This window comes from Nitratireductor rhodophyticola (genome assembly GCF_019891355.1).
Classification (GTDB): Bacteria; Pseudomonadota; Alphaproteobacteria; order Rhizobiales; family Rhizobiaceae; genus Nitratireductor; species Nitratireductor rhodophyticola.
Genome location: NZ_JAHSSF010000005.1, coordinates 187,755 through 212,247 on the forward strand (window position 1 = coordinate 187,755; position 24,493 = coordinate 212,247).

25 protein-coding genes are annotated in these 24,493 nt (G+C 61.7%); 4 read left to right on the forward strand and 21 right to left on the reverse strand.

Annotated features, from left to right (window positions below; translation table 11 throughout):
• Positions 1-14: 14 nt before the first annotated feature.
• The 5 genes from KUG85_RS19310 to KUG85_RS19330 are packed head-to-tail and all read right to left on the reverse strand — an operon-like array spanning position 15 to position 5,695.
• Complete coding sequence (locus tag KUG85_RS19310) at positions 15-767, reverse strand: 5'/3'-nucleotidase SurE (RefSeq protein ID WP_223006408.1); 753 nt, start codon at positions 765-767, stop codon at positions 15-17.
• Entirely contained in the window at positions 745-1,932 is a 1,188-nt protein-coding gene (locus tag KUG85_RS19315) for an MBL fold metallo-hydrolase (RefSeq protein ID WP_223006409.1), read from the reverse strand. Before KUG85_RS19315 ends, KUG85_RS19310 begins: the two co-directional genes overlap by 23 nt.
• Complete coding sequence (locus tag KUG85_RS19320) at positions 1,932-3,011, reverse strand: ABC transporter ATP-binding protein (RefSeq protein WP_223006410.1); 1,080 nt, start codon at positions 3,009-3,011, stop codon at positions 1,932-1,934. The genes KUG85_RS19315 and KUG85_RS19320 overlap by 1 nt, the downstream gene beginning before the upstream one ends.
• Positions 2,999-4,702, reverse strand: a complete 1,704-nt coding sequence (locus KUG85_RS19325; protein ID WP_223006411.1) for an ABC transporter permease — start codon at positions 4,700-4,702, stop codon at positions 2,999-3,001. The genes KUG85_RS19320 and KUG85_RS19325 overlap by 13 nt, the downstream gene beginning before the upstream one ends.
• A gap of 12 nt (positions 4,703-4,714) precedes the next feature.
• Positions 4,715-5,695: an ABC transporter substrate-binding protein gene (locus KUG85_RS19330; RefSeq protein ID WP_065817796.1), complete on the reverse strand. Its 981-nt coding sequence runs from the start codon at positions 5,693-5,695 to the stop codon at positions 4,715-4,717.
• 209 nt (positions 5,696-5,904) lie between these two features.
• Between KUG85_RS19330 and KUG85_RS19335 the strand changes: the two genes are divergently transcribed.
• On the forward strand, positions 5,905-6,915 hold the full coding sequence (locus KUG85_RS19335; protein ID WP_223006412.1) for a sugar-binding transcriptional regulator: 1,011 nt from the start codon (positions 5,905-5,907) through the stop codon (positions 6,913-6,915).
• A 14-nt stretch (positions 6,916-6,929) separates the two neighbouring features.
• Here KUG85_RS19335 and KUG85_RS19340 read toward each other — a convergent pair whose 3' ends face one another.
• From KUG85_RS19340 to KUG85_RS19415, 16 genes are all read right to left on the reverse strand, one after another.
• The gene (locus KUG85_RS19340; protein WP_065817798.1) at positions 6,930-7,304 is read right to left on the reverse strand and encodes a hypothetical protein; all 375 of its coding nucleotides are present in this window, start codon (positions 7,302-7,304) and stop codon (positions 6,930-6,932) included.
• 90 nt (positions 7,305-7,394) lie between these two features.
• Positions 7,395-8,822, reverse strand: coding sequence for a PepSY-associated TM helix domain-containing protein (locus KUG85_RS19345; protein WP_223006413.1), 1,428 nt, complete (start codon positions 8,820-8,822; stop codon positions 7,395-7,397).
• A 9-nt stretch (positions 8,823-8,831) separates the two neighbouring features.
• The gene (locus KUG85_RS19350; RefSeq protein ID WP_223006414.1) at positions 8,832-9,437 is read right to left on the reverse strand and encodes an SCO family protein; all 606 of its coding nucleotides are present in this window, start codon (positions 9,435-9,437) and stop codon (positions 8,832-8,834) included.
• A complete protein-coding gene (locus KUG85_RS19355; RefSeq protein ID WP_223006415.1) occupies positions 9,437-9,931 on the reverse strand; it encodes a copper chaperone PCu(A)C in 495 nt (164 codons plus the stop codon). The genes KUG85_RS19350 and KUG85_RS19355 overlap by 1 nt, the downstream gene beginning before the upstream one ends.
• 65 nt (positions 9,932-9,996) lie before the next feature.
• A complete protein-coding gene (locus KUG85_RS19360) occupies positions 9,997-10,389 on the reverse strand; it encodes a hypothetical protein (protein ID WP_223006416.1) in 393 nt (130 codons plus the stop codon).
• A 106-nt stretch (positions 10,390-10,495) separates the two neighbouring features.
• Complete coding sequence (locus KUG85_RS19365; RefSeq protein WP_223006417.1) at positions 10,496-11,554, reverse strand: TRAP transporter substrate-binding protein; 1,059 nt, start codon at positions 11,552-11,554, stop codon at positions 10,496-10,498.
• Positions 11,555-11,578: 24 nt separating this feature from the next.
• On the reverse strand, positions 11,579-13,129 hold the full coding sequence (locus tag KUG85_RS19370; protein ID WP_223006418.1) for a TRAP transporter large permease: 1,551 nt from the start codon (positions 13,127-13,129) through the stop codon (positions 11,579-11,581).
• Positions 13,126-13,611 (reverse strand): TRAP transporter small permease subunit, encoded by a 486-nt coding sequence (locus KUG85_RS19375; protein WP_065817804.1) that lies wholly within the window; start codon positions 13,609-13,611, stop codon positions 13,126-13,128. The genes KUG85_RS19370 and KUG85_RS19375 overlap by 4 nt, the downstream gene beginning before the upstream one ends.
• A gap of 171 nt (positions 13,612-13,782) precedes the next feature.
• Positions 13,783-14,109, reverse strand: a complete 327-nt coding sequence (locus KUG85_RS19380; RefSeq protein ID WP_223006419.1) for a hypothetical protein — start codon at positions 14,107-14,109, stop codon at positions 13,783-13,785.
• A 19-nt stretch (positions 14,110-14,128) separates the two neighbouring features.
• Complete coding sequence (locus tag KUG85_RS19385; RefSeq protein ID WP_065817806.1) at positions 14,129-14,824, reverse strand: orotate phosphoribosyltransferase; 696 nt, start codon at positions 14,822-14,824, stop codon at positions 14,129-14,131.
• Positions 14,825-14,925: 101 nt separating this feature from the next.
• On the reverse strand, positions 14,926-16,209 hold the full coding sequence (locus tag KUG85_RS19390) for a Zn-dependent hydrolase (RefSeq protein ID WP_223006420.1): 1,284 nt from the start codon (positions 16,207-16,209) through the stop codon (positions 14,926-14,928).
• Entirely contained in the window at positions 16,206-17,150 is a 945-nt protein-coding gene (locus tag KUG85_RS19395; protein ID WP_223006421.1) for a dihydroorotate dehydrogenase, read from the reverse strand. The genes KUG85_RS19390 and KUG85_RS19395 overlap by 4 nt, the downstream gene beginning before the upstream one ends.
• Positions 17,144-17,983, reverse strand: coding sequence for a dihydroorotate dehydrogenase electron transfer subunit (locus KUG85_RS19400; RefSeq protein WP_255606484.1), 840 nt, complete (start codon positions 17,981-17,983; stop codon positions 17,144-17,146). Before KUG85_RS19400 ends, KUG85_RS19395 begins: the two co-directional genes overlap by 7 nt.
• Positions 17,984-17,988: 5 nt before the next feature.
• Positions 17,989-19,275, reverse strand: a complete 1,287-nt coding sequence (locus KUG85_RS19405; RefSeq protein ID WP_223006422.1) for a TRAP transporter large permease — start codon at positions 19,273-19,275, stop codon at positions 17,989-17,991.
• Positions 19,275-19,772: a TRAP transporter small permease gene (locus tag KUG85_RS19410; protein ID WP_223006423.1), complete on the reverse strand. Its 498-nt coding sequence runs from the start codon at positions 19,770-19,772 to the stop codon at positions 19,275-19,277. Before KUG85_RS19410 ends, KUG85_RS19405 begins: the two co-directional genes overlap by 1 nt.
• Before the next feature lie 94 nt (positions 19,773-19,866).
• Positions 19,867-20,892 (reverse strand): TRAP transporter substrate-binding protein, encoded by a 1,026-nt coding sequence (locus KUG85_RS19415; RefSeq protein ID WP_065817812.1) that lies wholly within the window; start codon positions 20,890-20,892, stop codon positions 19,867-19,869.
• Between the two features lie 210 nt (positions 20,893-21,102).
• On the opposite strand from KUG85_RS19415, the gene KUG85_RS19420 reads away from it, so the two are divergent.
• The 3 genes from KUG85_RS19420 to KUG85_RS19430 all read left to right on the forward strand — a co-directional run bounded on the left by KUG85_RS19420 (position 21,103) and on the right by KUG85_RS19430 (position 24,447).
• Positions 21,103-21,996: a helix-turn-helix domain-containing protein gene (locus KUG85_RS19420; protein WP_245291865.1), complete on the forward strand. Its 894-nt coding sequence runs from the start codon at positions 21,103-21,105 to the stop codon at positions 21,994-21,996.
• Between the two features lie 166 nt (positions 21,997-22,162).
• A complete protein-coding gene (locus KUG85_RS19425; protein WP_223006424.1) occupies positions 22,163-22,993 on the forward strand; it encodes a phosphodiesterase in 831 nt (276 codons plus the stop codon).
• A gap of 125 nt (positions 22,994-23,118) precedes the next feature.
• Positions 23,119-24,447: an extracellular solute-binding protein gene (locus KUG85_RS19430; protein ID WP_223006425.1), complete on the forward strand. Its 1,329-nt coding sequence runs from the start codon at positions 23,119-23,121 to the stop codon at positions 24,445-24,447.
• The last annotated feature ends 46 nt before the right edge of the window (positions 24,448-24,493 follow it).

A 24,493-nucleotide genomic window follows, 5' to 3' on the forward strand; every position in this document is an offset into this window, starting at 1 on the left:
GCCTGTGGAGGGTCTTACTTCGTCGCCGATCTGAGCCCTTCCATGAAGGCCCCTGCGAGCTGGGTTTCGCCGAACCAGTTGAGCCGGTTCACCGTGGCGAAGCCTTCGGCGATGAGGCTGTTCTCATCGCCCTTGCGGCTCGCATGCTCGCGCCCGCGCGGCACGACCAGCTCGATCTCGTCGCCATCCTCACGCAGAACCTCCACCTTGCGGGCGATCTTGTCCCGCCCGATAGAAGGCTGGGAGACGGATGCCGGCAGGTCTGCGGGAAGATTCACACTCAGCCAGTGGCCTTCCATCGCCCACTCATTGCGCGTCTGCCAGAGGCGCTCGATGAAGCGAGCCAGCCATGCCGCATCTCCTTCGCGCACATTCGCCTCCTTCACGCGGGAGAACCCGATTGCGGGAATGCCCCAGAAGGTCGCTTCACGGGCGATGCCCAGCGTGCCGGAATAGGCGAGATCCTCGCCGACATTGCGCCCGTCATTGACGCCGCCGACAACGAGATCGGGCTTCTTGCCGTCGTCGAAAAGCCAGCCCATGGAGGTCACGATACAGTCTGCCGGCGTGCCCGAGCAGGAAAAGCGGCGCTCGCCGAGACGGCGCATGGTGAGCGGCCGTGCGACCGTGAGCGACGGGCCGGCGGCGGTGCGTTTGCCGTCCGGCGCGACCACCCAGACATCGTCCGTCAGGCGTGATGCCGCTTCAGCCGCCAGCGCAATGCCGGGAGCCTCGATGCCGTCGTCATTGGAAATCAGAATGCGCATGTATCGTCTCTTCATCAATCTGGTAGGTGTCGCCGGTGCGCGCACCGGTCATAAGAGCGGGAATGTGCTGACAGAGCGCATCAAGCGCGGCAGCATCGCAGGAATGGCCAATGAGGCGCGGGCGGCCAGCCGCCTCCCACAGGGCAATGTTCTCCGGAAGTGTTGGGTGTGTTGGCATGCGTATCCATGCGGCCTTGCCCTCATCGACAAGGCGCGCGCCGGGCGAACCTGCCGGCAGATGTCCGCTTAAGAGAATGGGAAAGGTAGCAGCCTCTGCAGCGGCAAGCGCCGGGCGCGACGGCCCTGCGACACCCATGCCGTCATGCACGAGCAGGGGGCAGTCCGGCAGCGGATCGCCTACATTCCAATCGCGCGCGGCCTGCAGCCGCTCGGAAAGGATCGCCACGCGATCCTGATGCACCGCGCCAGGCGCGTGGATCTGGGTCGACAGCGCCTCGCGCATGCCGGCCTCGATTGCAAAAGGCACGCCGATGGCCGCGATCAACTCCAGCGAACGGCCGGAAAGCGGCGTTGGAAGGAGACAGCCATCGGCATGGTCCGCAACCCATTCTCCGATCTGTCGCGCCCGCTCCGCCCCCGGAATGGGGTCGGCGCCATAGGAAGCATCGAGAATGAGCAGATCGCAGGAAGGCAGGGGCTGCATCGGGAAGACGGCGCTTTCAGGCACGATGTCGGCGGTATAGACAACGCGTTGCCCGGCTCCCTCGACGGAAAACCAGACGCCACCCACCACGTGGCCGGACGCGCCAGTCTCCACGTTCAGTTCGCCGACCCTCAGCGTTTCGCCAGGCCGAAAAAAGCGTATCTGCTCCATGGGGGGCTTGAAATCCGCCAGGTCGGCGGCATCCGCATATTGTGCGAGCGTTGCCGGCATTTCCGAGCGGGTTTCCTCGGTCATGTAGATGGGGCCGGCATATCCCTGCCTCATCAGATGACACAGCGCGCCGATGTGATCTTCATGCGCATGGGAGATGAAGAGACCATCGATCTCGCCAACCGGACGGGCAAGAACGGGGTAGTATTCCGCCCCGCTCGCGCCCACCTTGATGCCGGCATCGAGCATGATGCGCGTCCTGCCATCGCCAATGGCGACACTGGTACGCCCCTTCTCGCCGAACCCACCCTGAAGATCGACATTCAGCATCAGGCAGCACCATCGGCCGGGATCAGCCAGCCCGATGTGATGGCAAGCCTGGCGCGCTCTCCCGCCGCGAAAGACACCGGATCGGGCTGGTCGAAATGCAGGCCGAGATGGGGCGCAGCCTCGGGCTCGAACTCGATGCGCGCCGAACCGCCGCGATACACCGCCCGTGTGATGGTGCCTTCGAAACCGGGCTGGCTGGTGCCGACCGACTGGATCTGCGATGCGCGGCAACAGATGCGCGCATCCTTGCGCGGCTTCTCGCCCTTGCGGCAGCGCACGACCAGCTCCTGCCCCAGCACGGTGACGCGGCACTGTCCGTCGGCTTCCGCCGTTTCGACATTGGCCGGCAGCACCATGCCCTGCGAGATAAAGGAGGCGACCATCTCGTTGGCCGGCTCATGATAAAGCTCGCGCGGCGTGGCAAGCTGCATGAGGCGGCCATGATCCATGACCGCGATACGGTCTGCCAGCGCCATGGCTTCGGCCTGGTCGTGGGTGATGTAGAGGATTGTCGTGCCGGTGCGCTTGTGGAAGTCGGCAAACTCGTCCTCCATCGAGGCGCGCAGGTGTACGTCGAGATTGGCCAGCGGCTCGTCGAACAGCACCAGCCGCGGCTCTGCCACGAGACAGCGCGCCAGCGCCACGCGCTGCCGCTGACCGCCCGACAGATTTGCCGGACGGCGGTCGCCATACTGCTCCATATTGACGAGCGCCAGCGCGTTTTTGACCCGCTCCTCGCGCTCGGCCTTCGGAACCCGCGCAACCTTGAGCGCATAGCCGATGTTTTCCGACACCGTCATGTGGGGCCAGAGCGCATAGTTCTGGAAGACGATGCCGACGCGGCGCTTTTCCGGCGGCGTGTTTGCCTCAGGCGAAGAGACCTGCCGGTCACCGATGTGGATGTTGCCGCCAGTCACAGTCTCGAAACCGGCGATCATGCGCAGAAGCGTGGTCTTGCCGCAGCCCGAGGGGCCGAGAACGGCGAGGAACTCGCCATCCGCGACATCGATGGAGACATTGTCGAGGGCCTTCGCCTCGCCAAAAGTCTTGGTGACGTTCTTAATGCTCAGTCCCGCCATGGAAGAACTCCGTCCGGTAGTTTGTTTGCAAAGAGGCTGGCGAGCAGCATCAGAAGGAAGGTGGTTGCGACCATGATGGCGGAGACCGCCGCCGCATATTTGGAATCCCCGCCCTGTTCGAAGGAGAAGATGACAACGCCGATGGTCTCCGAGCCGGAGGACCACAGAAGCGCCGACACCGTCAGTTCGCACAGCGCTGTCATGAAGATCAGCAGGCCGCCGGCGATGGCCGCCGGAGCGATGAGCGGGAAAATGATAGTGCGCATGCGCGTGAACAGGCCCGCACCGGCCACCTGTGCCGCCTCCTCAAGCGCCCGGTCGAGCTGGAAATAGCCCGTGATCGTCGGCCTGACGGCCAGGATCAGGAAGCGCGCGAGATAGGCGTAGAGGATGATCCAGACCGTGTTGTAAATCTGGATGCCTGTGATCGGCATGGGCTTCAGGAACAGGAGCAGCGAGGCGATAGCAAGCACCACGCCCGGCAGCGCGTAGGGCAGCTCGATGGCAAGGTTGAGTGCCTTGATCCAGCGCTTGTTGCCCCAGGCGATCACATAGCCAAGCGGGATCGCCACGAAGACGGCGAAGATCGATGCGCCCGCCGAGAGATACAGACTGTTCAGGAAGGCACGGCTCGCCGCCGCATGCTGGAAGACGACGAAGTAATAGTTCTCCAGAGTTGCGGTCTCAGCCGAAAGCGTGACGCCATAGCCCCGCACCAGCGATGTGAGGATGAGCCCCACCAAGGGCAGAACGAGGATGAACGCGATCAGAACCCACATGCCGAACTCCACCGGCACACGCCAGACGCCGAGCTGGTAGGGCGCTGCGGGCAGCGAGGTGGAGGTGATGCGGAAATCGCGCCGGCTGGCGATACGGTCCTGCATGACGATGCCGACCATGGCGATGACGCCGATGAGCACCGAAAGGAATGCGACCTCGGAGAGAACATCCGGTCCGCCACCGGCCAGACGCTGATAAATGAGCGTCGGCAGGACAAGATAGTTTGCCGGGATACCCAGGAAGGCGGGAATGCCGAAATTGCCGACACAGGAAACGAAAGTGAGTGCTGCGGCGCCGACAATGGAAGGAGTCATCAGCGGCAGGATGATGGTTCCGAGCACACGTACCCAGCCGGCACCGCTGGACTGCGCGGCCTCGACCAGCTCACGCGGCAGCTTGCGCATGCCGGCGCGCACGATCAGGAAGACGAGCGGCGCATACTGGATGCCGAGCAGGAAGACGATGCCTTCCGGCGAATAGAGCGGATTGCGCGTGCCGAGCGGCGGCGCCATGCCCAGCATGTTCAAAAGCGGGCTGGAGGGGCCGAAAAGCTGCAGCCAGGCGAGCGCGGTCACCTGCGGCGCAATCATGAGCGGTGTGACAAAGCAGAGGACGAAAGCCTGACGCTGGCGCACATCCGACAGTGAAACGAGAATGGCAACAGCCACACCGAGCACCAGGGCGAAAATCGTTCCGCCCAGGCCAACCACCAGCGTGTTCCAGGTGGCGCGCCAGGTCGTGTCGTCGATCAGACCATTGCGAATGACATCAAGCGAGAACTGACCGCCGGGCAGGATGACTTCCTGCAAAAGCCGCGCCATGGGCAGCAGCGAAAAGATGACGATAAGCGCGACGATCCCCGCTGTCAGGGCCATATCCTGGCCCTGACGTTCCTTACGAATTGCGGTCATTAAGGTTTTTCCTTAGCCGCCGAACATGGAGGAGAATTTCTCCTTGTTGCCGGCGATCTCATCGACAACCTTCTTCACATCAACGCTCATGACGTTGATCTCGGTGCCCTCGGGCAGCCAGTCGGGCGAACCGACAGAAGGCTTCGCCGGCAGATAGCCCTGCTTGAGCGCCAGCTTCTGACCATCGTCGGAGAGAATGAAATCGACGAACTTCTTCGCCGCATCCGGGTTCTTCGCGGTCGACATGATGGCGACCGGCTCGGTGACGGCAGTCACGCCTTCCTCGGGGAACACGAACTCGATGGGCGAGCCGTCCTTCTTGGCGTTCATGGCCATGAAGTCGACGAGCATGCCATAGGCCTTCTCACCGCTTGCAACGGACTTCAGAACAGCGCCATTGCCGCGCACGGCAACGTGACCGTTTTCCTTCAGCTTCTCAAAATAGTCCCAGCCGAGATCGTCGCGGTTGACGAAGGCGGACAGGAGATAGGCTGCAGCACCCGAATAGAGCGGGCTCGGCATGATGGTGAGGTCCTTGTAGGCCTCGCCCGTCAGATCGGACCAATGCTCGGGCTTTTCGGCGGCTGCCGTGTTGTAGGCGATGCCGGTGGTGATGAGCTTTGAGCCGAAATAGGTCTTCTCGGCGTCATAGGCGGCTTCCTCGAAGCCTTCCACATTGGCTTCGGGATAGGCCATCAGGTGACCGTCCTTCTTGAGCGTTTCCATGCTGACTGCATCGGCGATCAGAAGCACATCCGGCTGCGGGCTGCCAGCGGCAAACTCTGCGGCGAGTTTGGTCATGAGATCGCTGGTGCCGGAACGGAAGATCTCGACTTCGACGCCCGGATTGGCGGCCTTGAAGGCGTCAACCGTTTCGGCAGCGTCAGCGTCGGGCTGCGACGTGTAGAGAACGAGGTTCTCGGCGAAAGCGGCGGTGGATGTAAGCAGTGCGGCTGCAAAAGCAACCGAACGAATCGTGGACTGGCGTCCCATGGGATAACTCCTCTGTTTGCATCTCCGGGCATCTCGCTCCGGAGCTCCTCCCCTGCATGCGCAATATGACAGGCTTGTAACAAAAGCGCCCTGGTATTGAATATGAACATATGTTTTTCGTCAATAACAAAAGAACGCAATAAAATTTCGCATATTTGCCGACCAAATGAACCGCGGGCAGAGTCGCATTGTGCTAAAACCATTGCGCGATGAGAGAGGGAATCACCGCCGTGCCGCGAAAAAGCAAAAAGAAGCCGGCAGACGAGCCGACGCTGTCTTCCGCCGACATCAATGTGAAGATGGCCTGGCTTTATCATGTGGAAGGCCTGACGCAGGAAAAGATCGCCAGCCTGCTCAATGTGAGCCGGATGAAGGTGATGCGGGCGCTCGCGGCCAGTGCAGAGAGCCATATGGTGGTGACCACGATCAACGCCGATACGGCCGAGCAAGTGGCACTGGAGCGGCAACTGGAAAAGCGCTGGGGCCTGAAAAGCGCCATCGTGGTGCCCGCCCCGGAGGAAGAAGACAATCTCGAGCGGGCGATCGGGCATGCCGTGGCACGCTATCTCGAAGAGCAGATGAAGCCCGGCATGACGCTGGCCATCGGCGGCGGCGCGACATTGCATTCGAGCCTGAGCTTCATGGCACAGCGCGAATTGACCGGCTCGACCGTGATCGGACTTGTGGGCAGCCTGCCGCATTCCAAATGGGTCAATCCCTCCATTGTCGCCACCAAGGTGGCGGAGCGCTTCAAAGTGGACAGCTACCAGATCAGCGCGCCGGTGGTGGTGGATGATCCAGACCTGCGCGAACGTCTGTGGGAACAGCCATCCCTGCGTGACGTGCGCGAACGCGCCGCGAGGGCGGATATGGCGCTCCTGACCGTGGGCGCGATCTCACCCGACGCCACGATTTTCCGTCACGGCATCGTGCCGAAGGCACTGATCGAACCGCTGCGCGACAGGGGCGCGGTGGCCAACATCCTCTGCTATTTCGTGGATGCGGCGGGACAGATGGTCGATCATGAGGTGAACCAGCGGATCATGGCGATCGATCTCGATGTCGTGGCGCGCATTCCGCATGTCATTCTCGCTGCCGGCGGCGAACAGAAGGTTTCCGCAATCCTGGCGGCCCTGCGCACGGTGTCTGCAGCGGCACTCATCACGGATGCCGCGACTGCAAGGATGCTGCTTGAAAAGGCAGATGAAGACCGGCTCTGAAAGCCGACAGTCAGTCAGATCAGGCCGCGCTCACGCATGAAATCATCGAGACCGACATGGGTGATGGTTTCGAACTCGCGCACCGCCTCGACCATGGCGCGGCGCTGGGCCGCCAGCAGCAAAAGCACCTGGCGCATCTCTCCGGAAATACCAAAGCGCTCCCAGCGATCCGCCAGATGGCTCGGTAGGCCGGCAGCCTCGCAAAAGGCCGCGATGTTCTTGTAGCCCAGGTCCGTCACGAGGGCCTGCGTCTCCTCCGGCGTCGAGCGCGGCTCAAGCGCGTGGTCATGCAGGCGCTGCGCCAGAAGGCGGATATCGTTCGGCTGCGGCGCGTTGGCCAGAACCTTGTTGATCAGAGACGAAACTCTCGGGGGCTTTTCGCTTTGCATCGCACTCTCCATTCGCGGCGATCATAGGACGAGAGCGGGCGGCGCTCAATCGGAAAGCGCCGCCCGGCGATACCACTTTCAAACAACGCGTTAGGCAAGAAGGCGTGCAAGGGGTTTAACACGCTGGATCACCAGCACATCAAACGCAAGAAGGGCCAGCAGCGTGATGCCCACCAATGGAAACAGCAGTGACACCAGAAGCATCACGACCACCGCCCCTTTCCACAGAGGAAGGTTGGCCGGTAGCGGCGGAGCGGCGAGCCGCAGCGCGCGCGAGGGCCGGCGCATCCACCACATGACGAGGCCGCTGACCGACAGGAAGATGACCGACAGGCAGAACACCGTGTTCAGCACGAGGTTCCACAGCCCCATGTCGCCTTCGTGGAAAGCGATACCGACTGCCATCGCCTTGCCCGCCGGCGAATAGTCGGCAAAGCCCACATCAGCGAGAATGTTGCCGGTGTACTGATCGATATGCACCGTCCTGTCGGACGCGGGGTCGGTGGAATCGTTGCTCATGGAATCCTGAGCAAGCGTCCACACGCCTGTATCACCGCGCGGCGTGGCGACACGGAACCGCCCCTCATAGCCAAGGCTGCGCCCGAACGCGACGATCTCATCGAGATTGAACGGGCCGGAAGCCGGCAGTCCGGCACGGCCTGCATCAGATCCCGACGCAGGAAGCGGCGTCTGCTCCAGCGCCCAGGGCACATCCTTGGTCGCTCCATGATTGAGCGAGGCATGCGTCTTGTCGGAAAGAGGCACATTGTCCCATTTCTCCGCCGGGAAGGTGCTCCATGCCTGAACGAATTTTTCTCCCCAGACGCCGGCCCAGGACAGGCCGCTGATGAGAAAGACGAGAAGGATGAGAGCGACATAGAGCCCCGTGGTCTTGTGCAGGGACTTCCAGAACGAGCGGCCCCGCGCACCGAGATCGGGGCGAAGTGCCTTGCCAGGCCCTTGCCCGTCACGCGGCCACCACAGATAAAGCCCCGTGGCGATCAACACGATGCCGAAACCGGCGGCTATTTCGATCAACCGGTCACCCAGATCGCCGATCAGCAGCGTTCCGTGAATGTCGGACGCGAAGTCGTACCAGCCGGCCTGCCTGTTCCAGATGTCCAGAACCTCGGTCGTGTAGGGATCGACGGCAACCATCATCGCCTCACCTCCGCTATCGACGCGGAAAACGGCGGCGCGGTCGGCTGCGGTGGGCGCGATATATTCGACCACATGGCCTTCGTGCAGCGCTGTCTGCGCGGCGGAGGCTTGTGCAAGAATGCTGGTCTGCGCACCCTGCGGCGTCACGCCAATCTTTTCGCCATCACGACCGTCTATGGCACTCACCCAGAGCATGATCAGCCCGGTAATGGCGAGCATCGCCAGGAAAGGCGCCACGTAGAGACCGGCATAGAAATGCCAGCGCCATGCCGCCAGATAGAGTTTGCGCCTCAGCGTCTTGCCGGTCGCCTCGTGCGGCGGCAGGTCGGGGAGCGCCTGTGTATCGGTATTGCTCATAATCCCCCCTCAGCCCTGCGTTGCCAGACGCTTGAGCTTTTCCAGCATGGAATCGTGCACCTCGCCGTAGGACAGCGTGCCGACGAAGCCGCCTTCGGCGTTCATCAGATAGACCGATGCCGTATGGTCGATCGTGTAGTCGCCGCCTTCCGTCGGGACTTTCTTGTAATAGACGCGGTAAGCCCGGGTTACGGCTTCGATCTGCTCCTTTGTTCCGGAAAGCCCCCGGATCCGATCATCAAAACTCGACGTGTACCGGGCGAGCTCTTCCGGACCGTCGCGCTCCCAGTCCACGGAAACGAAGGCGTAGTTCAGCCTGTCCGCCTCCGGTCCAAGCGCCTCGATCAGGCCTGACAGCTCGAATAGCGTGGTCGGACAGACATCCGGACAGAAGGTGAAGCCAAAGAAGATCGCCGTGGGCTTGCCAAGGAAATCAGCCTCGGTGACGGCCTCTCCGCCCTCTCCAGTGAGCGTGAACGCACCGCCAATATCGGCGGTGCCGGTTCCCCCGCCAGCCCTGCCGCCGGGGGTGATGTTCATCGTCGCCACAGCCACGATGGCAAGGACCAGCGCGAGAACCGCGCCGGCCAGGATTGAAAGCGAGCGGCGAGACATCAGTTCTTGCTCTCGCCATGCATGGGGCTGTGGCCTTCAGGGGCAGGTGCGCCCGGTTTCGCCACCGACATCTCCACCTCGATTGAGCCCGCCTTCTCGAAGGTGAGCGTGACGGGAACCGGCGCTCCTTCGGCAATCGGCTTCTTCAGCTCCATGAACATCACATGCAGGCCGCCCGGGGCGAGATTGACCGCCTCGCCCGCCGGCACCGGGATGCCATCGGGCAGATGGCGCATCTTCATGACACCATCGGCCATGTCCATCGTGTGCAGTTCCACCCGGCCCGCAAAAGCGGCCTCGGCGCTGATCAGACGGTCGTCTTCTTCACCGCCATTGACGATGGTAACGAAGCCGCCTGCAGCTTTGGCACCGGGCGGTGTCGCACGGGTCCAGGGCTGGTCGAGCTCCAGTTTGCCGAGCGTGTAATCGCCAGCGATTGCGGGGACGGTAATGAACAGCATTGCAGCCGCAAGGGTACGGATTAAAAAGCGCATGTCTTGTCTCCATAAGCGCAGATACCGGCCACGGTCACCCGTGGACGTTTTCATCATTCAATGCGTCAGATGGAGAAAGCCGGTGGCGCGCGCGCCTCTGCAAGAAAGCCAAGCGCAACAGGATGAAGAATTAGCGCACCGGGCAGGCGCGCAATGGAGAAAGCATCACGGGCGGCGCAGTCGAGCCCCGCATGTTCACCCGGCAGGGCCGGCGATACGGCACAGCCTGCCTGACAAAGCGTGGTGCAACAGTCATGCGCGCTGCGCGCCGGCGCAGACCCATCGCTTTCGGCAAGGCCAATGCCGCTCGGCGTGCAGATAATGAAACCGGGGATGCCGCCAGTGCCTGCCATCGCACCCTGGGCGAAGGCGGCGGCAAAACCCTGCATGATGAGGAAATAGGCCAGAAGACCGGCAATCAGGCCAGTCGCAAGGCGATCCTTCAGCATGTCACGCATCGGCTTCATGGGCGTGTGGTGCCACATTTCCGCAACCGTGTCACTGCGACGAATGCGGCAGCCGGACCACAGTGGGCGGCACCGCCCACTGTGGTATCGGATACTCCTAGCGCCGCTTGAGCAGCGGCAGGTTCATGGCGTTGGCGTATTTCACGCTTTCCGCCAGGAAGGTGTCATAGCTCTCGCGCACGCGGGCAACATCTTCGCTCTGGGCGGTCAGTTCGTCACGAACCTCTTCCCATGCCTTCTTGAGCCCTTCGGCCACATCGTCCGGCACATCGCGGAAGATGACGCCCTCGGCTTCGAGCGCGGCCATGGCGCGGGCATTGTGATAATCGAACTGGGCAAGCGCTTCCTGGCTTGCGGCAAGAGCCGCCGCCTCGCAGATCGCCTGCAGGTCGGGCGAAAGCTCGGCCCATGCGTCCTTGTTGAAGACGATGGCAAGTGCTGCGCTCGGCTCGTTATAGGCCGGCAGGTAGCAGTTCTTGGTGATCTTCTGCAGGCCGAACGCCTGATCGAGGAACGGCCCGACCCATTCAGCCGCGTCAAGCGCACCCGATTGCAACGCCTGGAAGATTTCCGGCGGGGGCATCAGAACGGCGTTGACGCCGAGCTTGCGATACATCTCGCCGCCAAGGCCGGCGATGCGCATGTTGAGACCCTTGAGGTCGTCCAGCGACTTGATCTCGGACTTGAACCAGCCTGCACTTTGCGTGTTGGAATTGCCGGAATAAAGCGGCTTCAGGTTGCGCTGGGCGTAGATGTCGTCCCACAGCTCCTGACCGCCGCCATAGCGCAGCCATGCATAATGCTCGGCTGCCGTCATGCCGAAGGGCACGGCGGTGAACCAGTGCAGCGACGGGTTCTTGCCGGCTGCATAATACGGCGGGTTGTGGCCGACAGGGGCCTTGCCCTGCTGCACGGCATCCTCCACGCCGAAGGGCGGCACCAGCTCGCCACCACCGAAAACCTTGAAGGTGAGGCGGCCATCGGACATGGCGGCAACCTTCTCGGCAAAGCCGGTGACATTCGTGCCCACGCCCGGCGCATTCTTGGGGAAGCTGGTGGGCAGGTTCCACTCGATCTTGCCCTGCGCAATGGCCGGGGTGGCGAGCGCCGCAGCCGTGGCGCCGGCACCAGCCGTAAGGAATGTTCTGCGTTTCATGTCGGGTTTCCTCCTGAACAACGACTATCTGAAGAGCATGTCCGGCAGCCATGTAACCACAGCCGGGAATGTGATGAGAAGCGTCAGAGCGACAAGCTGTATGGCCACGAACGGGATCACCGAGCGATAGATCTCCAGGGTGGTGATGCTGCGCGGCGCAACCGAGCGGTAATAGAAAAGCGCGAAGCCGAAGGGCGGCGTCAGAAACGAGGTCTGCAGGTTCATGGCGAGCAGGACGGCGAACCAGACGGGCGAGAAATCCGTGGCCAGAATGGGCGCGCCGAGCAGCGGCACAACGATGTAGATGATCTCCACGGCCTCGAGGATGAAACCGAGGAAGAAGACGACCACCATGACCAGCGCGAGCGCCCCCCACTTGCCGCCCGGCACCTGCTCCAGAAAACCGGCCACCAGCTCATCGCCGCCAAAACCGCGAAACACCAGAGACAGCATGGAGGCGGCGATGACGATGCCGAACACCATGCCGGAGATGCGCAGCGTATCGATGACGGCGGGAACGAGAATATCCGTACGCATCAGCCGCCAGCCAGCGAAAACGACGCCTGCGGCGATCAGCGCGGCAGCAAGGAGCGCAACGAAGCCAGCCGGAGTGCCTAGCCCGGATGGCGGTACAAACCCGAAAGCGCGCAGGAACACCAGAATGCCGCCCGCGACAACAGCAGAGAGGATGACGCCCCGCCCGGCGCGGCCAACACCGCCGCGTGTGTAACCGGCGAGCAGGATCGTGCCCACGGCACCCAGTCCCGCCGCTTCCGTCGTGGTGGCAACCCCGCCGAGAATGGACCCCAGCACTGCCAGAATTAGCAGGAGCGGCGGCAGGAAGACGCCCAGAATACGGCTCAGCGGAACCCGCTTGCGGCTGGTATTCTCAACGGCTCCGTGGGCACCACGCAGCGTGAATAGAATATAGACACCATAGAGGCCAACGAGCAGCAGCCCCGGCAAAAGCGCGCCGGCGAAGAGATCGCCCACGGAAACGGCGTCGGGCGCGAAATTTCCGGCCTTCTGCTGCGCTTCCAGATAGGTGTTGCCGATCTGATCGCCCAGAAGCACGAGCAGGATGGAAGGTGGAATGATCTGGCCCAGCGTGCCACTGGCACAGATAATGCCGCTCGACACGCGCGGCGAAACCCCCGCCTGCAGCATGGCGGGGAGGCTGACGAGGCCCAGCATGACGACCGTCGCGCCGACAATGCCGGTGGATGCCGCTATGAGCGCGCTAAAGAGCAACACGGAAAGGGCAAGGCCGCGCGGCGATGCGCCAAGCATCTCGCGCAGGACCTCGAGCATGCGCTCGGCAAGCTGCGACCGCTCCAGCACCACCCCCATCAGAATGAACAGCGGCACCGACATCAAAAGCGTGTTGCTCATCACGCCCCAGACGCGGCTTGGAAAGAAATCGAGAAAAGACAGATCGAACGCGCCGAAGAGGCTGGCAATGACCGCGACGACAAAGGGCACACCGGCAATGGCGAGCATGGCCGGAATGCCACTCAGAATGCCGGCGAAGAGCCCGACCAGCATCAGGCACAGAAACAGTTCCGAAAGGGTCATAGGGCCGGCTCGTCTTCGGCGGTGCGTTGTGCGTCCGGCGCGAGCACCATGGCGATCCCCTGCAGGATCATCATCGCGGCCCCGAGCGGCAGGGCCGTCTTGACGATGAACAGGCCTGGAAGCCCACCCGTCTCGACCGAAGCCTCGCGGATGGACCAGGAATAGGCGAGATCCGCCCAGTCGGCCCAGATGATCAGCCCGAACACCGGTATGAGAAACAGGAGCACTGCAACCGCATCCGCGATACGCGCGTAGGTGTGTGAAAGATTCTCAGAAAGAACCTCGACGCGCACATGCCCGCCCCTGCGAAGACAGACCGGCACGGAGAAGATCAGAAGCACGGCAAATGTGTAGGAAGCGAAATCCTGCAGCTCGATGAAGCCGATGCCGAAACCATAGCGCATCACCACGATGGCAAGCACGCTGGCCGTCAGGGCCAGGCAGGCAATGACACAAAACGCCGTCGCCAGCCGATCCAGCACGGCGCAAAACCTCAAATACAGATGCAAACCGGGCTCCCATGCGAATTCGGGCGCGACGCTATCGCATGCGTGGAGGAAAGGAAACGGGTATTTGCCCGTGACCGGCGCACAACGAAATCGCTCGCCGGAGAAACCCGGCGAGCGCACGACATGCCAGTGGTTTGGAGCCTGTTATCCGGCTTTGATCGTCGCAGCGAGACGCGCCGAAGCCTTGTTGAGGGCGGACAGCTTTTCAGCCTCGGACCCGTCCTTGAAAGCCGCATCGAGCCTGTTGACGATCTCGGTGAAGAGCTCCAGCTCTTCGTCCGCCGCCGTCATGGTGAGCGGCTGGTCGTCATAGGCTTCCACGAAACGCTGCGCCGCATAGGCGATGAGCAGAAGAGCAGCGGCGTTTTCCGGCTCGCTGGTGATGCGGGCGTGGGCCTTGACCGCGCAGCCTTCATAGGCGCGAACGCTTCCGCCCTGCTCGTTCAGATCCTTCAAAAACGTCTCAAACATGATCCAGGTCCTTTGGGATTTACTGCGGCAGTTCTGAAATGCCGCCATGGTTCGCCGACCATTCTGTCGGCGCATTCAGGAATTTTTCGACCTCAGCGATCGTTTCCGGCGAAAAGCGATTTTCTTCCTTGCAGACGGCGAGCACATCCCACCAGGTGGCCAGATGATGCAACCGCATGCCGGCAGCTTCAAGCCGCTTCGGCGTGTCGGGGAAGATGTCGTAATAGAACACGGCAAAGGTGTCGGTGACCTGCGCGCCGGTGCGCGCCACGGCCTCGGCAAACTTGATCTTGCTGCCGCCGTCGGTGGTCAGGTCCTCGACCAGCAGCACGCGCGCGCCTTCGCTCAATGCACCCTCGATCTGCGCATCGCGGCCAAAGCCTTTCGGTTTCTTGCGCACATATTGCATCGGCAGGCCCATGCGCTCGGCAAGCCAGGCTGCAAAGGGAATGCCAGCCGTCTCGCCGCCCGCCACCGCATCGAATTGCTCGAAACCAACATTGCGGAAGATGACGGAAGCGGCAAAATCCATGATCGCAGCGCGAACGCGCGGATAGGAGATCAGCTTGCGGCAATCGATATAGACCGGACTTGCAAGACCAGACGTGAACGTGAACGGCTGCTCGGCGCGAAAATGCACCGCTTCGATCTCCAGAAGCATGCGGGCGACCATTTGAGAAATGGCAGTCCGGTCGGGAAAGGTGTTGGAGAACATGTCGTGGTCCTGTTCGTTGTTCGGGCCTTTTCGCTAACAGCTATCTCCCGCCTGAACCAGCCCGGGAATGAGGAGATTCGTTTCCGGTAGAAAACGCACCATCACTCCGCCCTCTCAAGAAAAGCGGAAAGGATATCCACGCCGGCAAGGAAATCGTCGATCTCCATCGCTTCCTGCGGATTGTGCGAGCCATTCCGGTTGCGCACGAACACCATCGCGGAGGGAACGCCGGCAGCGGCGAACACGGCTGCGTCGTGCCCGCCGCCGCTCGGCATGACGAAGGGCTCCTGTCCGACCTGGCGCATGGCCTCTTCAAGGCCGGCGACCAGCCCCCTGTCGCACAGCGCCGGCTCGACACGGAGCTCTTCGCCAAGCTCGAACCGCACCCGCCGGTCGCGTTCGATCTCCTTGATCTCGCTCTTCAGAAGCGCGCGCATGTCGTCCAGCGTTTCCGGCTTCTGGCTGCGCATGTCGAGGCTGAAGGACACACGGTCGGGAATGCGCGACATGGCGTGTTTTTCTGGATCTGTCGCCACGATGCCGCTTGTGAGCACCAGATCGTCGCCCTTGTTGAGGATCGTCGTCCAGCTTTCATCGAGCCGCACCAGAAGATCGGCCATGGCGAGAACCGGATCGCGCCGGTAGGCCTTCGGCACCGCGCCGGAATGGCCGGCCTCGCCGTGGCAGGTGATCGAGCGGTAGCGGATATTGCCGCGAATACCCGAGACAGCGGCTGCCGGAATATTCTTGCCGATCAGGAGCGGCCCCTGCTCGATGTGAAGTTCGAGATAGGCCTCCATCCGGCTGACATCCATGAGCGGCTTTTGCGCCCGGATATCTTCGACCGGCAGGCCGATATCGGCCATATGCGCTTCCAGCGTACGACCATCGCCCTTGTGGGTTTCTTCAAGCTCGCGCTTTGAAAGCGTGCCGGTCAGCACTTTCGAGCCGATATAGCACGGGCCGAACCAGGCGCTTTCCTCGCCACGCATGGCGAGCACATGCACCGGTTTTGCAAAACGGCGCCCCTCGCGCCGAGCGCGGATCAGGCAGATGAGCCCCGCGACAACGCCGGCGAGCCCGTCGAAGTTTCCGCCGAAAGGCACGCTGTCCACATGGGAGCCGACGACGACGACACGCTCGGCATCGCGGTCTTCCGGAAGCGAGAAAAGCGCGTTGCAGCCTGCATCATACCAGACCGCCAGCCCCTCGGCCTTCGCTACGTCTTCTAGATATTTCAGCGTCCTGGTCTCGATCTCGGAAAAGGCCGGGCGGCTGACGCCCTCCACATCCGGTGACAGACGCGCAACATCGTCGAAAAGCCGCGCGGCCAGTGCGTGATCCTGAGCCCGGACATCGGCAAAAGGAGCGGGCTGCGCGTTCATGGCGCCGCTTCCATGAAGACGACAGCCTCGTCCTGTTCGCCATCGATCACCGTGCCGATCAGGTCTTTCACCGACGAAAGCCCCTGATTGGAAAGCCAGTCTTCCAGACCGTCGATCAGCGACAGCATGATCGTCGGGTGAATGAAGGTGGCGGTGCCGACCTGAACGGCGGATGCCCCGGCGATCAGATATTCGATCACGTCTTCCACCGTGGAAATGCCGCCGCAGCCGATGACGGGAATGCTGGTCGCCCGCGCACACTGATAGGCCATGCGCAGAGCGATGGGTTTGAGGCTGGGGCCCGACAGTCCCCCCATCAGATTGCCAAGCTTGGGCCGGCGCGTGTTGATGTCGATGGCCATGGAAAGGATGGTGTTGGCCACCACCAGCGCATCGGCGCCAGCCTCTTCCGCAGCGCGCGCCACTTCAGAGGTCTCGCCCGTATTGGGTGTGAGCTTCGCCCAGAGCGGCAGATCGGTCGCCGCGCGCAGCTTGCGCATCACATCATGGGTGGAAGACGGGCGGATGGCGAACGCCTTGCCGTCTTCCTCGATGTTTGGGCACGATATGTTGACCTCGATGGCCGCGACGCCGGGCACGCTGACCTCGGAACACAGCGTTGCGAACTCGTCCGCCGTGTTGCCCGAAATGGAGACGACCAGCGGTGTCTCGTAATGGGCATAGAAAGGCACGACCTTCTCGATGAAAGCCCCGACGCCCTTGCTCGGAATGCCGATCGAGTTGAGCATCGATCCGTTCACCTCGCAGACGCGCGGCGTCGGATTGCCGTCGCGCCAGCCACGGGTGATGGTCTTGGTCACATGCGCGCCAAGCCGGTCGAGATCGAACACCTCCGCGAGATCCTCGGAGAAGGTGCCGGATGCCGGCATGATCGGGTTCTTGAGCTTGAGCCCGGAAATATCGACCGAAAGATCTACCATGCGATCGCCTCCATCATGTCGAAGACGGGGCCTTCGCGGCACACGCGCAGATGCACCTGCCGGTCGCCACGATTGAACGGGCGCACGCAGCAATGGCACATGCCGATGCCGCAGGCCATCTGCTGTTCCAGCGCGATCTGGCCGGGAATGCCGTGGCGTTCGCCGATGGTCTGCAACAGCCTGAGCATGCGGTTGGAACCGCAAGTGTAAAACGCATCGGCGCGGCCGGTCGCGACCAGCCCCTCGATAACCCGTTCGAGATTGTCGAGATCGGACGTGCCTTCCGCGTCGGTCAGCGTGATCACATCCGCGCCGAGCGACGCAAAATAATCCGTCGACATCAGATAATCGGGATGGCGCGCGCTGCAGATCGCGGTGAGCCTGCGACCAAGACGGTTGGCCTCGAGCGCCAGCGGGGCAAGCGTGGCAAGCCCAACGCCGCGCGCCACCAGCACAAGATCCTGCCAGTCATCGGCAATGGTGAAGGGTTCGCCGAGAGGGCCGAGAACATTCAGCCTGTCGCCGAGCGCCAGCGAGGCCAGCGCACGGGTGCCGGCACCCGTTACCTTGTAGAGGAAGTGCAGCTCCCCCTTTTCGGGATAGAAGCCGTAAATGCTCATGGGTCGGCGCAGATAGGGCGTTTCGCCACCCGCCTGCGGGCACAGGAGATGAAAGAACTGCCCTGCCCGGCAGCGCTTCAATATATCGCGCGGCGCCGCGAGAACCAGCAGGCGGTATTCGCCATTGACCGGCTCGTTGCTCTTGACCGAGAGCGGCAGCTCGAAAGCCTTGATTGACGGCACGTCGTCCATCGTTTCAATCCTTTCTGGCATTTCCGTCAGCCGAACACGAGGTTGGGCAGGAAGGTGGAAATGTCGGGCACATAGGTGATGATCGCCAGCACGATGAGGTTCGCGATGATGAAGGGCCACAGGCCCGAAATGATCGTCAGAACCGGCTTGGAGAGCGTCGAGGACGCCACGAAAATGTCGAGCCCGAAGGGCGGCGTGATCATGCCTATGGAGATGTTCAGCGTGACGATCATGCCGAAATGGACCGGATCGATGCCGAGCGCCGTTGCCACGGGATAAAGCGGCGGAACGAGGATCAAGAGCGCCGAATTCGGATCGATGAACATGCCGGCGATCAGGAAGCTGATGTTCACAATCAGGAGGAACATGATCGGCCCGGCATGGATTGCGTCGAGAAACGCCGTGATCGCCGATGGCACCTGCGCCAGCGTGATGAAATAGGAGAGCAGGCCGCCCATCGCCAGAAGAACGAAGATGATGGCGGTGGAGATCGCCGCACGCTCCGTGATGGCAAAAAGCTTGCGGAAGGTCAGCTCGCGGAAGATCACGCCTTCCACGAAAATGGCGTAGACGACGCTGGCCGCCGCGGCCTCGGTGGGTGTGAAATAGCCGCTGTAAATGCCGCCCAGAATGATGATCGGCATGCCGAGCGCCCAGCCGGCGTCCCGGATCGCGATCACGCGCTCGCGCCAGCTTGTACGCGGCCCGCGCTCGACGTCGGAGCGGCGCGCTTCGAGCGCCGCCATGATGGCGAAGGCAAGGCCGAGCACCAGTCCGACGGCCAGACCGCCGACGAAGAGCTTGGCAACCGAGGTGCCTGTCATCCAGCCATAGATGATGAAGGTGATGGACGGCGGAATGAGCAGCGCCGTCTCGGCGCTGGAAACGATGAGGCCGAGCGAGAATTTGTCGCTGAAACCGGCCTTGCGCATTTCTGGATAGACCATGCGCGCCATGGCTGCGACGGTGGCCGGTGCGGAGCCGGAGACCGAACCGAACGCCATGGAGCCGCCAATGGTGGTGTAGCCCATGCCCCCGCGCAGATGGCCGACCAACACCTTGACAAGGCCGGTGAGGCGGCGCGCGATCTGCCCCTCGCCCATCAGCTCGGCCGCAAGGATGAAGAAGGGAATGGCCAGAAGCGTCGTGTGGTTGATGCCGCCGAGAACCTTCTGAATGACCACCGGATCAGGCAGGTTGCCGTAGAAGAATTCCTTGATCATGAGCGCCGGCACGCCCAGCACGAGAAACATCTCGAAACCGAGGACCAGCAGCAGAACCGCGACAATGATGACGAGTGCGAAAAGGATCATTATTCCTCCGACGCCTGTCCGGCGAAGCGATCGATGCGGCCGAAGAAGCTGAGCGCGAAGCGCAGCGCCATGAGCGCAAAACCGATGGTGGGCGCGAGATAGATCCAGAAGACCGGGATGTTCAGCGTCGGGCTCTTCTGACCCATGCCGTATACGAAGGCGGTCATCTGGTAGCCGAGCCAGACAAGATAAATGCAGAACACAAAGCCGACCGCGTCGATGATCTTTCTCAGCGGCAGCCCTGTCGCCCGCGCAATGCGGTCGCGCCAGGTGTGCACACCGGCATGACGTCCTTTCTCAAGGGCAAGACCGACCGTGAGGAAAACGAGGAAGAGGCTCATCAGCCGCACGGCTTCCTCGACCCAGGCAAACTCGGAGGCGAAGGTGCCACCGACCTGACGCGCCAGAACATTGGCGAAATAGAGCGCGACCATGACCAGGAAGATGGAGACCGCTGCTATGCGCTCGGCTGTTCTGATGATGGCAAGTGCTTTCAACGTCTCAATCCTTGGAAAAAGGGAACCGCTGCCGGGCCCGCGAGGGAGCCCGGCATATGAAAGTCAATGCTTCGGTTCAGGTAAGAGGCGGCGCTTACTGTGCGGCTGCCGCCTCATATTCCTTTTCATAGATGGCGATCAGCTTCTCGCCCTCGTCGCCCGCACGCTCGATATAGGCAGCACGAGCTGCCGGATACATCTTGTCGCGGAACGCGGCCTTTTCGTCGTCGCTCATCTCGCGGATGTCGATGCCGGAAGCCTTGATCTCCTCAAGCGCTGCGGCAACCGCCTCGGCCTTGTGATTGATGAGCTCGGGAATAACCTCGTTGAAGGCATCGACAATGGTTTTCTGATGCTCCTCGGGAAGGCTAGCCCACCAGGCCGGATTGAAGAGGATCACATCTTCCATCGCGCCATGATCGGACAGCACGAGATGCTTCTGCACTTCGTAGAATTTCATGCGCTGGATCGTGTCGAGCGGGTTTTCCTCGCCATCGACAACGCCGGTCTGCAGCGCGGTGTAGAGCTCGCCGAACGGCAGCGCGATGGCCGAAGCGCCAAGCGAGTTGAACTGCTCGATCAGGATATTGGAATCCATCACGCGGAACTTCTGGCCGGCAAAGTCCTCAAGGCTTGCAAGCGGCTTGGAAGAGGTGAAGTTCTTCTTGCCATTGGGCCACAGGCCGATGCAGGTCACACCGCGCGAATTGAAGCTTTCGCAAAGTGCCTCGCCGAACGCACCGCCGCGGATCTTCTGTGCGGTCTCGTCATTGTCGGGAAGCAGGAAGGGGATATCCATAATAGAGACGGCAGGGTTGAAGCCGCCAAGGAAGGCAGCCGGAGCAACCGTTGCCTCGAGCGTGCCAAGCTGGACACCCTCGGTCATTTCGCGCTGCTGGCCGAGCTGGCCCTGCGGGAAGAGCTGGAACTCCACCGCACCGTCGGTCCGCTCATTGACCAGCTTGGCTACCTTCTCAAGATGAACATGGCGCGACTGCTGCGCCGATTCCAGATGACCGATCTTGGCCACGAAATCCGCTGCCCAGACGCCTGTCGCGAATGCCGCGCCAGCGACACCCATCACGGTCGTTGCAGCCAGTTTGCGAATGAGATGTTTCATTGTTCCGCCTCCATTGCTTTTTTGAAAACGCAGACTACGAGCCCCGAAATAGCCTGTCAACGAAATTCTCAAAATTGAGACGGATTGCACTTTTGTCCAATTTATGAGCTTTCAACGCTTATTTGAGCATCTTCGTTGACAACCCGATACAGGGCACCCGATAACGGAAGGAACGGGAACTTGCGAGAAAAAAGCGTGTCACAGGGCGACTTGATCAGATTCAGCGACATCGGTGCCCGGCTGCGCGCGTATCGTCTCGGCAAGGGCCTTGCTCCCGACGAACTGGCAGAGAAGCTCGGTATCTCGCGCGCCGCTCTCTACCGCGCCGAGAAAGGCGAAATCCGCAAGATCGAGATGCTCACGAGCATCGCCGACGAGCTGGGCGTTTCGCTGCCCAGCCTGATGGGCGTCGGCGTGGAATATGTGTCGAGCGCCATTGCCTTCTTTGAGCGTATGCGCCAGCTTGAAGATGACTGCCAGCAGGTGATCGGCCTGTTCAGTCCCGTCTCCTATCTACTGACCTCGGATGCCTATGACGACGCGCTGCAGGAAGTGCTGCGGGAATCCGTGCCGCCCGAGATCGATCCCGAGGGGCTTTCGGGCGAAGTGGTGGACGCGCTGATCGACATTCTGCGGGCACGAAAGAAGGCGTTTCGCCTGCGCCGCCCGCTGATCGTGAGCCTCATCGCCTCGTCCGATCTGGAAGGGTTTCTGCTTCACGGCCTGATCGGACGGCACGACCTGCCGCCTGACGTGGTGAACAAGCGCCGCCTGCAGGCGCGCCGCGAGGCCGAATACATTCTGACCATGCTGCGCGAGCAGCCCATTGGCATCCAGATCGGCATTGTGCGCGAGCCCGTCCCGGCGACAAGTTTCCAGATATTCCGCCAGCAGGATAGATCGGTGCTGGCAATCAGCCCCTTCCGGCTCGGCGAACAGCCGAACATTCGTGTCGGCGTGGCGCTCATCACCTCCGCTCCCGAAGCGATGAAACTGCATGAAGACATCGCCGAGGGCCTCTGGGGCGATGCGCTCAAGGGCGATGAAGCGGCGAGCTATCTCGAAACCATGATCGAGAAATACGCGATCTCCGCCGAAGTCTGAAGCTTCTCATCCGCTTCCACGCCTCCAGTCACCGCACTGTCGTGCAGCCGCAACAAATCTGTCAGTTGCCCGACATGGAGAAATGATACCCGCTGCTCATCGGCCATCCGGCCCATGAAACAAGACCCAACACAAAAGCGGGACAGTCATGCTGAAATTCATCGTCATGAGCGACATTCACCTTTCACCCGAGGGTGTCGCCACAAACGGCCTGGACACGACCAGGCGCCTTCAGGCGGCAATCGACAGCGCCAACACCAATCATGGCGACGCGGATTTCTGCATCTTCGCCGGCGATCTTGCCGATCGCGGTGAAGTGCCCGCCTATGAGATTCTCGACCGCATGATCGACCAGCTTAAAATGCCGGTCGTGCTCACGCTCGGCAATCACGATCACCGCGACCGGTTCAAGCAGGTCTTCGGCACCCTGCACGACGATGAAAATGGCCACATTCAGAAGGCCATCGACGTCAAGGGCTACCGCGTCATCGTCATCGATTCCTCCGAGCCGGAGATCGTCAGCGGCGTGCTTTGCGAAACGCGCCTTTCATGGTTGGCCGCACGTCTCGAAGAGGCGAAGGATCGGCCAGTCATCATCGTCATGCACCACCATGCAAACGATCTCCACATGCCCGTGGACCAGATCAAGCTGCAGGAATCCGACAGGTTCCGCGATGTTCTGAAGACGCACCCCGACATCCGCCAGGTCATTGCCGGTCATGTGCACCGGCAGACGACGGGCCTGTGGCACGGCATCCCGCTGACCACGATTTCGGGCAACCACTACGATGTCAACGCGCACCTGCCAGGCATGCCCGGCCAGCCGCTGCGGCTCGATGGCCCCGCTCAGTACGCCGTGGTTCTGGCTGACGAGCACAGCACGCTTGTGCATTTCCATGACTACATTCACCGCCACGCGGAAATGGCCGACGGCCTGTTCGGCAAACGGCGCAACCATGCGGAAGGCAGTGCCGAACGCGAGAAAGTAGTCGGCTAATAATATAGCCGGGCACTGTCAAATAAGTTTCACTTCGCGGTCACCCGACTGTCAAGGCGCACCGATAGCCAAGGCGCGACCGGTATTGGTGCCGGCGACCGCTTCTTCCACCCAAGGAAACCAAGATGCAAAAGACATTCATCGCAAGCGCGTTCGCGCTGTTGGCACTGTCCACATCGGCCATGGCCGAGAAGGTGAAATTCGAATACTGGTATGGCCTGACAGGCCAGTTAGGCGACCAGGTTCAGGCCACCTGTGACCGTTTCAACGCCTCCCAGGACACATACGAAATTTCCTGCGTCAGCCAGGGCGATTATGCCACGGCTCTGCAGAACACCATCGCCGCCTTCCGCGCCAAGAAGCACCCCACCATCGTGCAGGGTGTTGAGGTCTCGGCACCTGACCTGATGCTCTCCGGCCAGGTTTACCCGGCTTACAAGCTGATGGAAGACCATGGCATCGACATCAACTGGGATTCCTATTTCCCGGGCATCGCCAACTATTATGCGGATTCGCAGGGCCGTCTGTGGTCCATGCCGTTCAATTCCTCGACGGCGATGATGTACTGGAACGTCGACGCCTACAAATCAATCGGCCGCGACGAGGCGCCGAAGACCTGGGAAGAGTATGAGCAGGTCCTGCGCGAACTCAAGGAAGCCGGCAGCGCATGCCCCGCTGGCTATGCGCCATCCTCATGGGTCGACCTGGAGCAGTTCTCCATGGTTCATGGCGAGCCGATCGCCACGAAGAACAATGGCTATGACGGCCTCGACGCCGAAGTGGTGTTCAACACCACGCTCCATGCAAAGCACATGAAGAACATCAAGCGCTGGATCGACGAGGGCCTTCTGGTCATCAAGACCCGTGAAACCGGCCTCTCCGAGCGCGATGCCTTTGCAGCGGGCGAGTGCGCGCACTACTTCGGTTCCATCGCAAGCCACCAGGCCGTCACCGAGCAGGTCGGCGAGGGTTTCCTTTGGGATGTGGCCATGCTGCCGGTCTATGAGGGCACGGAGCGAAAGAACTCGGTCGTGGGCGGTGCATCGCTCTGGACGCTGTCGGGCAAGACCGATGAGCAGTATCGCGGCGCTGCCGAATATTTCAAATTCCTCGCCAAGCCCGAATCCGCCGAATTCTGGAGCACGGTGACAGGCTATATTCCGGTGACTGACGAAGGCTTCGACTATCTCGTCAAGAAAGGCTTTTACGACGAGCGCCCTTACAAGGGTCGCGAGAAGGCCATTGAATCCCTCACCTACACGCCGGTCACGCCACTGACCCGCGGCATCCGTCTTGGAAACTTCGTGCAGATCCGCGCCGAATGGACCTCGCAGATGCAGGCTGTCCTGAGCGGCCAGAAAACCCCGCAGGAGGCACTGGACGATGCCGTCAGCCGCTCCAACACGATCCTGCGCAAATTCGAGCGCACCTACAAAGGCAAGACGCTTCCCTGAAGCAGGCCAAACACGCTGCGCCACGGCTCGATGAGCCGTGGCGCAA

Coding starts and splice junctions, on each gene's coding strand:
- KUG85_RS19345 (WP_223006413.1), bottom strand. CDS start 8,822: ATGAGCAATACCGATACACAGGCGCTCCCCGACCTGCCGCCGCACGAG.
- KUG85_RS19335 (WP_223006412.1), top strand. CDS start 5,905: ATGAGAGAGGGAATCACCGCCGTGCCGCGAAAAAGCAAAAAGAAGCCG.
- KUG85_RS19315 (WP_223006409.1), bottom strand. CDS start 1,932: ATGCTGAATGTCGATCTTCAGGGTGGGTTCGGCGAGAAGGGGCGTACC.
- KUG85_RS19400 (WP_255606484.1), bottom strand. CDS start 17,983: ATGCCAGAAAGGATTGAAACGATGGACGACGTGCCGTCAATCAAGGCT.
- KUG85_RS19430 (WP_223006425.1), top strand. CDS start 23,119: ATGCAAAAGACATTCATCGCAAGCGCGTTCGCGCTGTTGGCACTGTCC.
- KUG85_RS19415 (WP_065817812.1), bottom strand. CDS start 20,892: ATGAAACATCTCATTCGCAAACTGGCTGCAACGACCGTGATGGGTGTC.
- KUG85_RS19370 (WP_223006418.1), bottom strand. CDS start 13,129: ATGACCCTTTCGGAACTGTTTCTGTGCCTGATGCTGGTCGGGCTCTTC.
- KUG85_RS19385 (WP_065817806.1), bottom strand. CDS start 14,824: ATGTTCTCCAACACCTTTCCCGACCGGACTGCCATTTCTCAAATGGTC.
- KUG85_RS19365 (WP_223006417.1), bottom strand. CDS start 11,554: ATGAAACGCAGAACATTCCTTACGGCTGGTGCCGGCGCCACGGCTGCG.
- KUG85_RS19395 (WP_223006421.1), bottom strand. CDS start 17,150: ATGGTAGATCTTTCGGTCGATATTTCCGGGCTCAAGCTCAAGAACCCG.
- KUG85_RS19405 (WP_223006422.1), bottom strand. CDS start 19,275: ATGATCCTTTTCGCACTCGTCATCATTGTCGCGGTTCTGCTGCTGGTC.
- KUG85_RS19325 (WP_223006411.1), bottom strand. CDS start 4,702: ATGACCGCAATTCGTAAGGAACGTCAGGGCCAGGATATGGCCCTGACA.
- KUG85_RS19390 (WP_223006420.1), bottom strand. CDS start 16,209: ATGAACGCGCAGCCCGCTCCTTTTGCCGATGTCCGGGCTCAGGATCAC.
- KUG85_RS19330 (WP_065817796.1), bottom strand. CDS start 5,695: ATGGGACGCCAGTCCACGATTCGTTCGGTTGCTTTTGCAGCCGCACTG.
- KUG85_RS19355 (WP_223006415.1), bottom strand. CDS start 9,931: ATGCGCTTTTTAATCCGTACCCTTGCGGCTGCAATGCTGTTCATTACC.
- KUG85_RS19360 (WP_223006416.1), bottom strand. CDS start 10,389: ATGCGTGACATGCTGAAGGATCGCCTTGCGACTGGCCTGATTGCCGGT.
- KUG85_RS19350 (WP_223006414.1), bottom strand. CDS start 9,437: ATGTCTCGCCGCTCGCTTTCAATCCTGGCCGGCGCGGTTCTCGCGCTG.
- KUG85_RS19425 (WP_223006424.1), top strand. CDS start 22,163: ATGAGCGACATTCACCTTTCACCCGAGGGTGTCGCCACAAACGGCCTG.
- KUG85_RS19340 (WP_065817798.1), bottom strand. CDS start 7,304: ATGCAAAGCGAAAAGCCCCCGAGAGTTTCGTCTCTGATCAACAAGGTT.
- KUG85_RS19380 (WP_223006419.1), bottom strand. CDS start 14,109: ATGTTTGAGACGTTTTTGAAGGATCTGAACGAGCAGGGCGGAAGCGTT.
- KUG85_RS19310 (WP_223006408.1), bottom strand. CDS start 767: ATGCGCATTCTGATTTCCAATGACGACGGCATCGAGGCTCCCGGCATT.
- KUG85_RS19320 (WP_223006410.1), bottom strand. CDS start 3,011: ATGGCGGGACTGAGCATTAAGAACGTCACCAAGACTTTTGGCGAGGCG.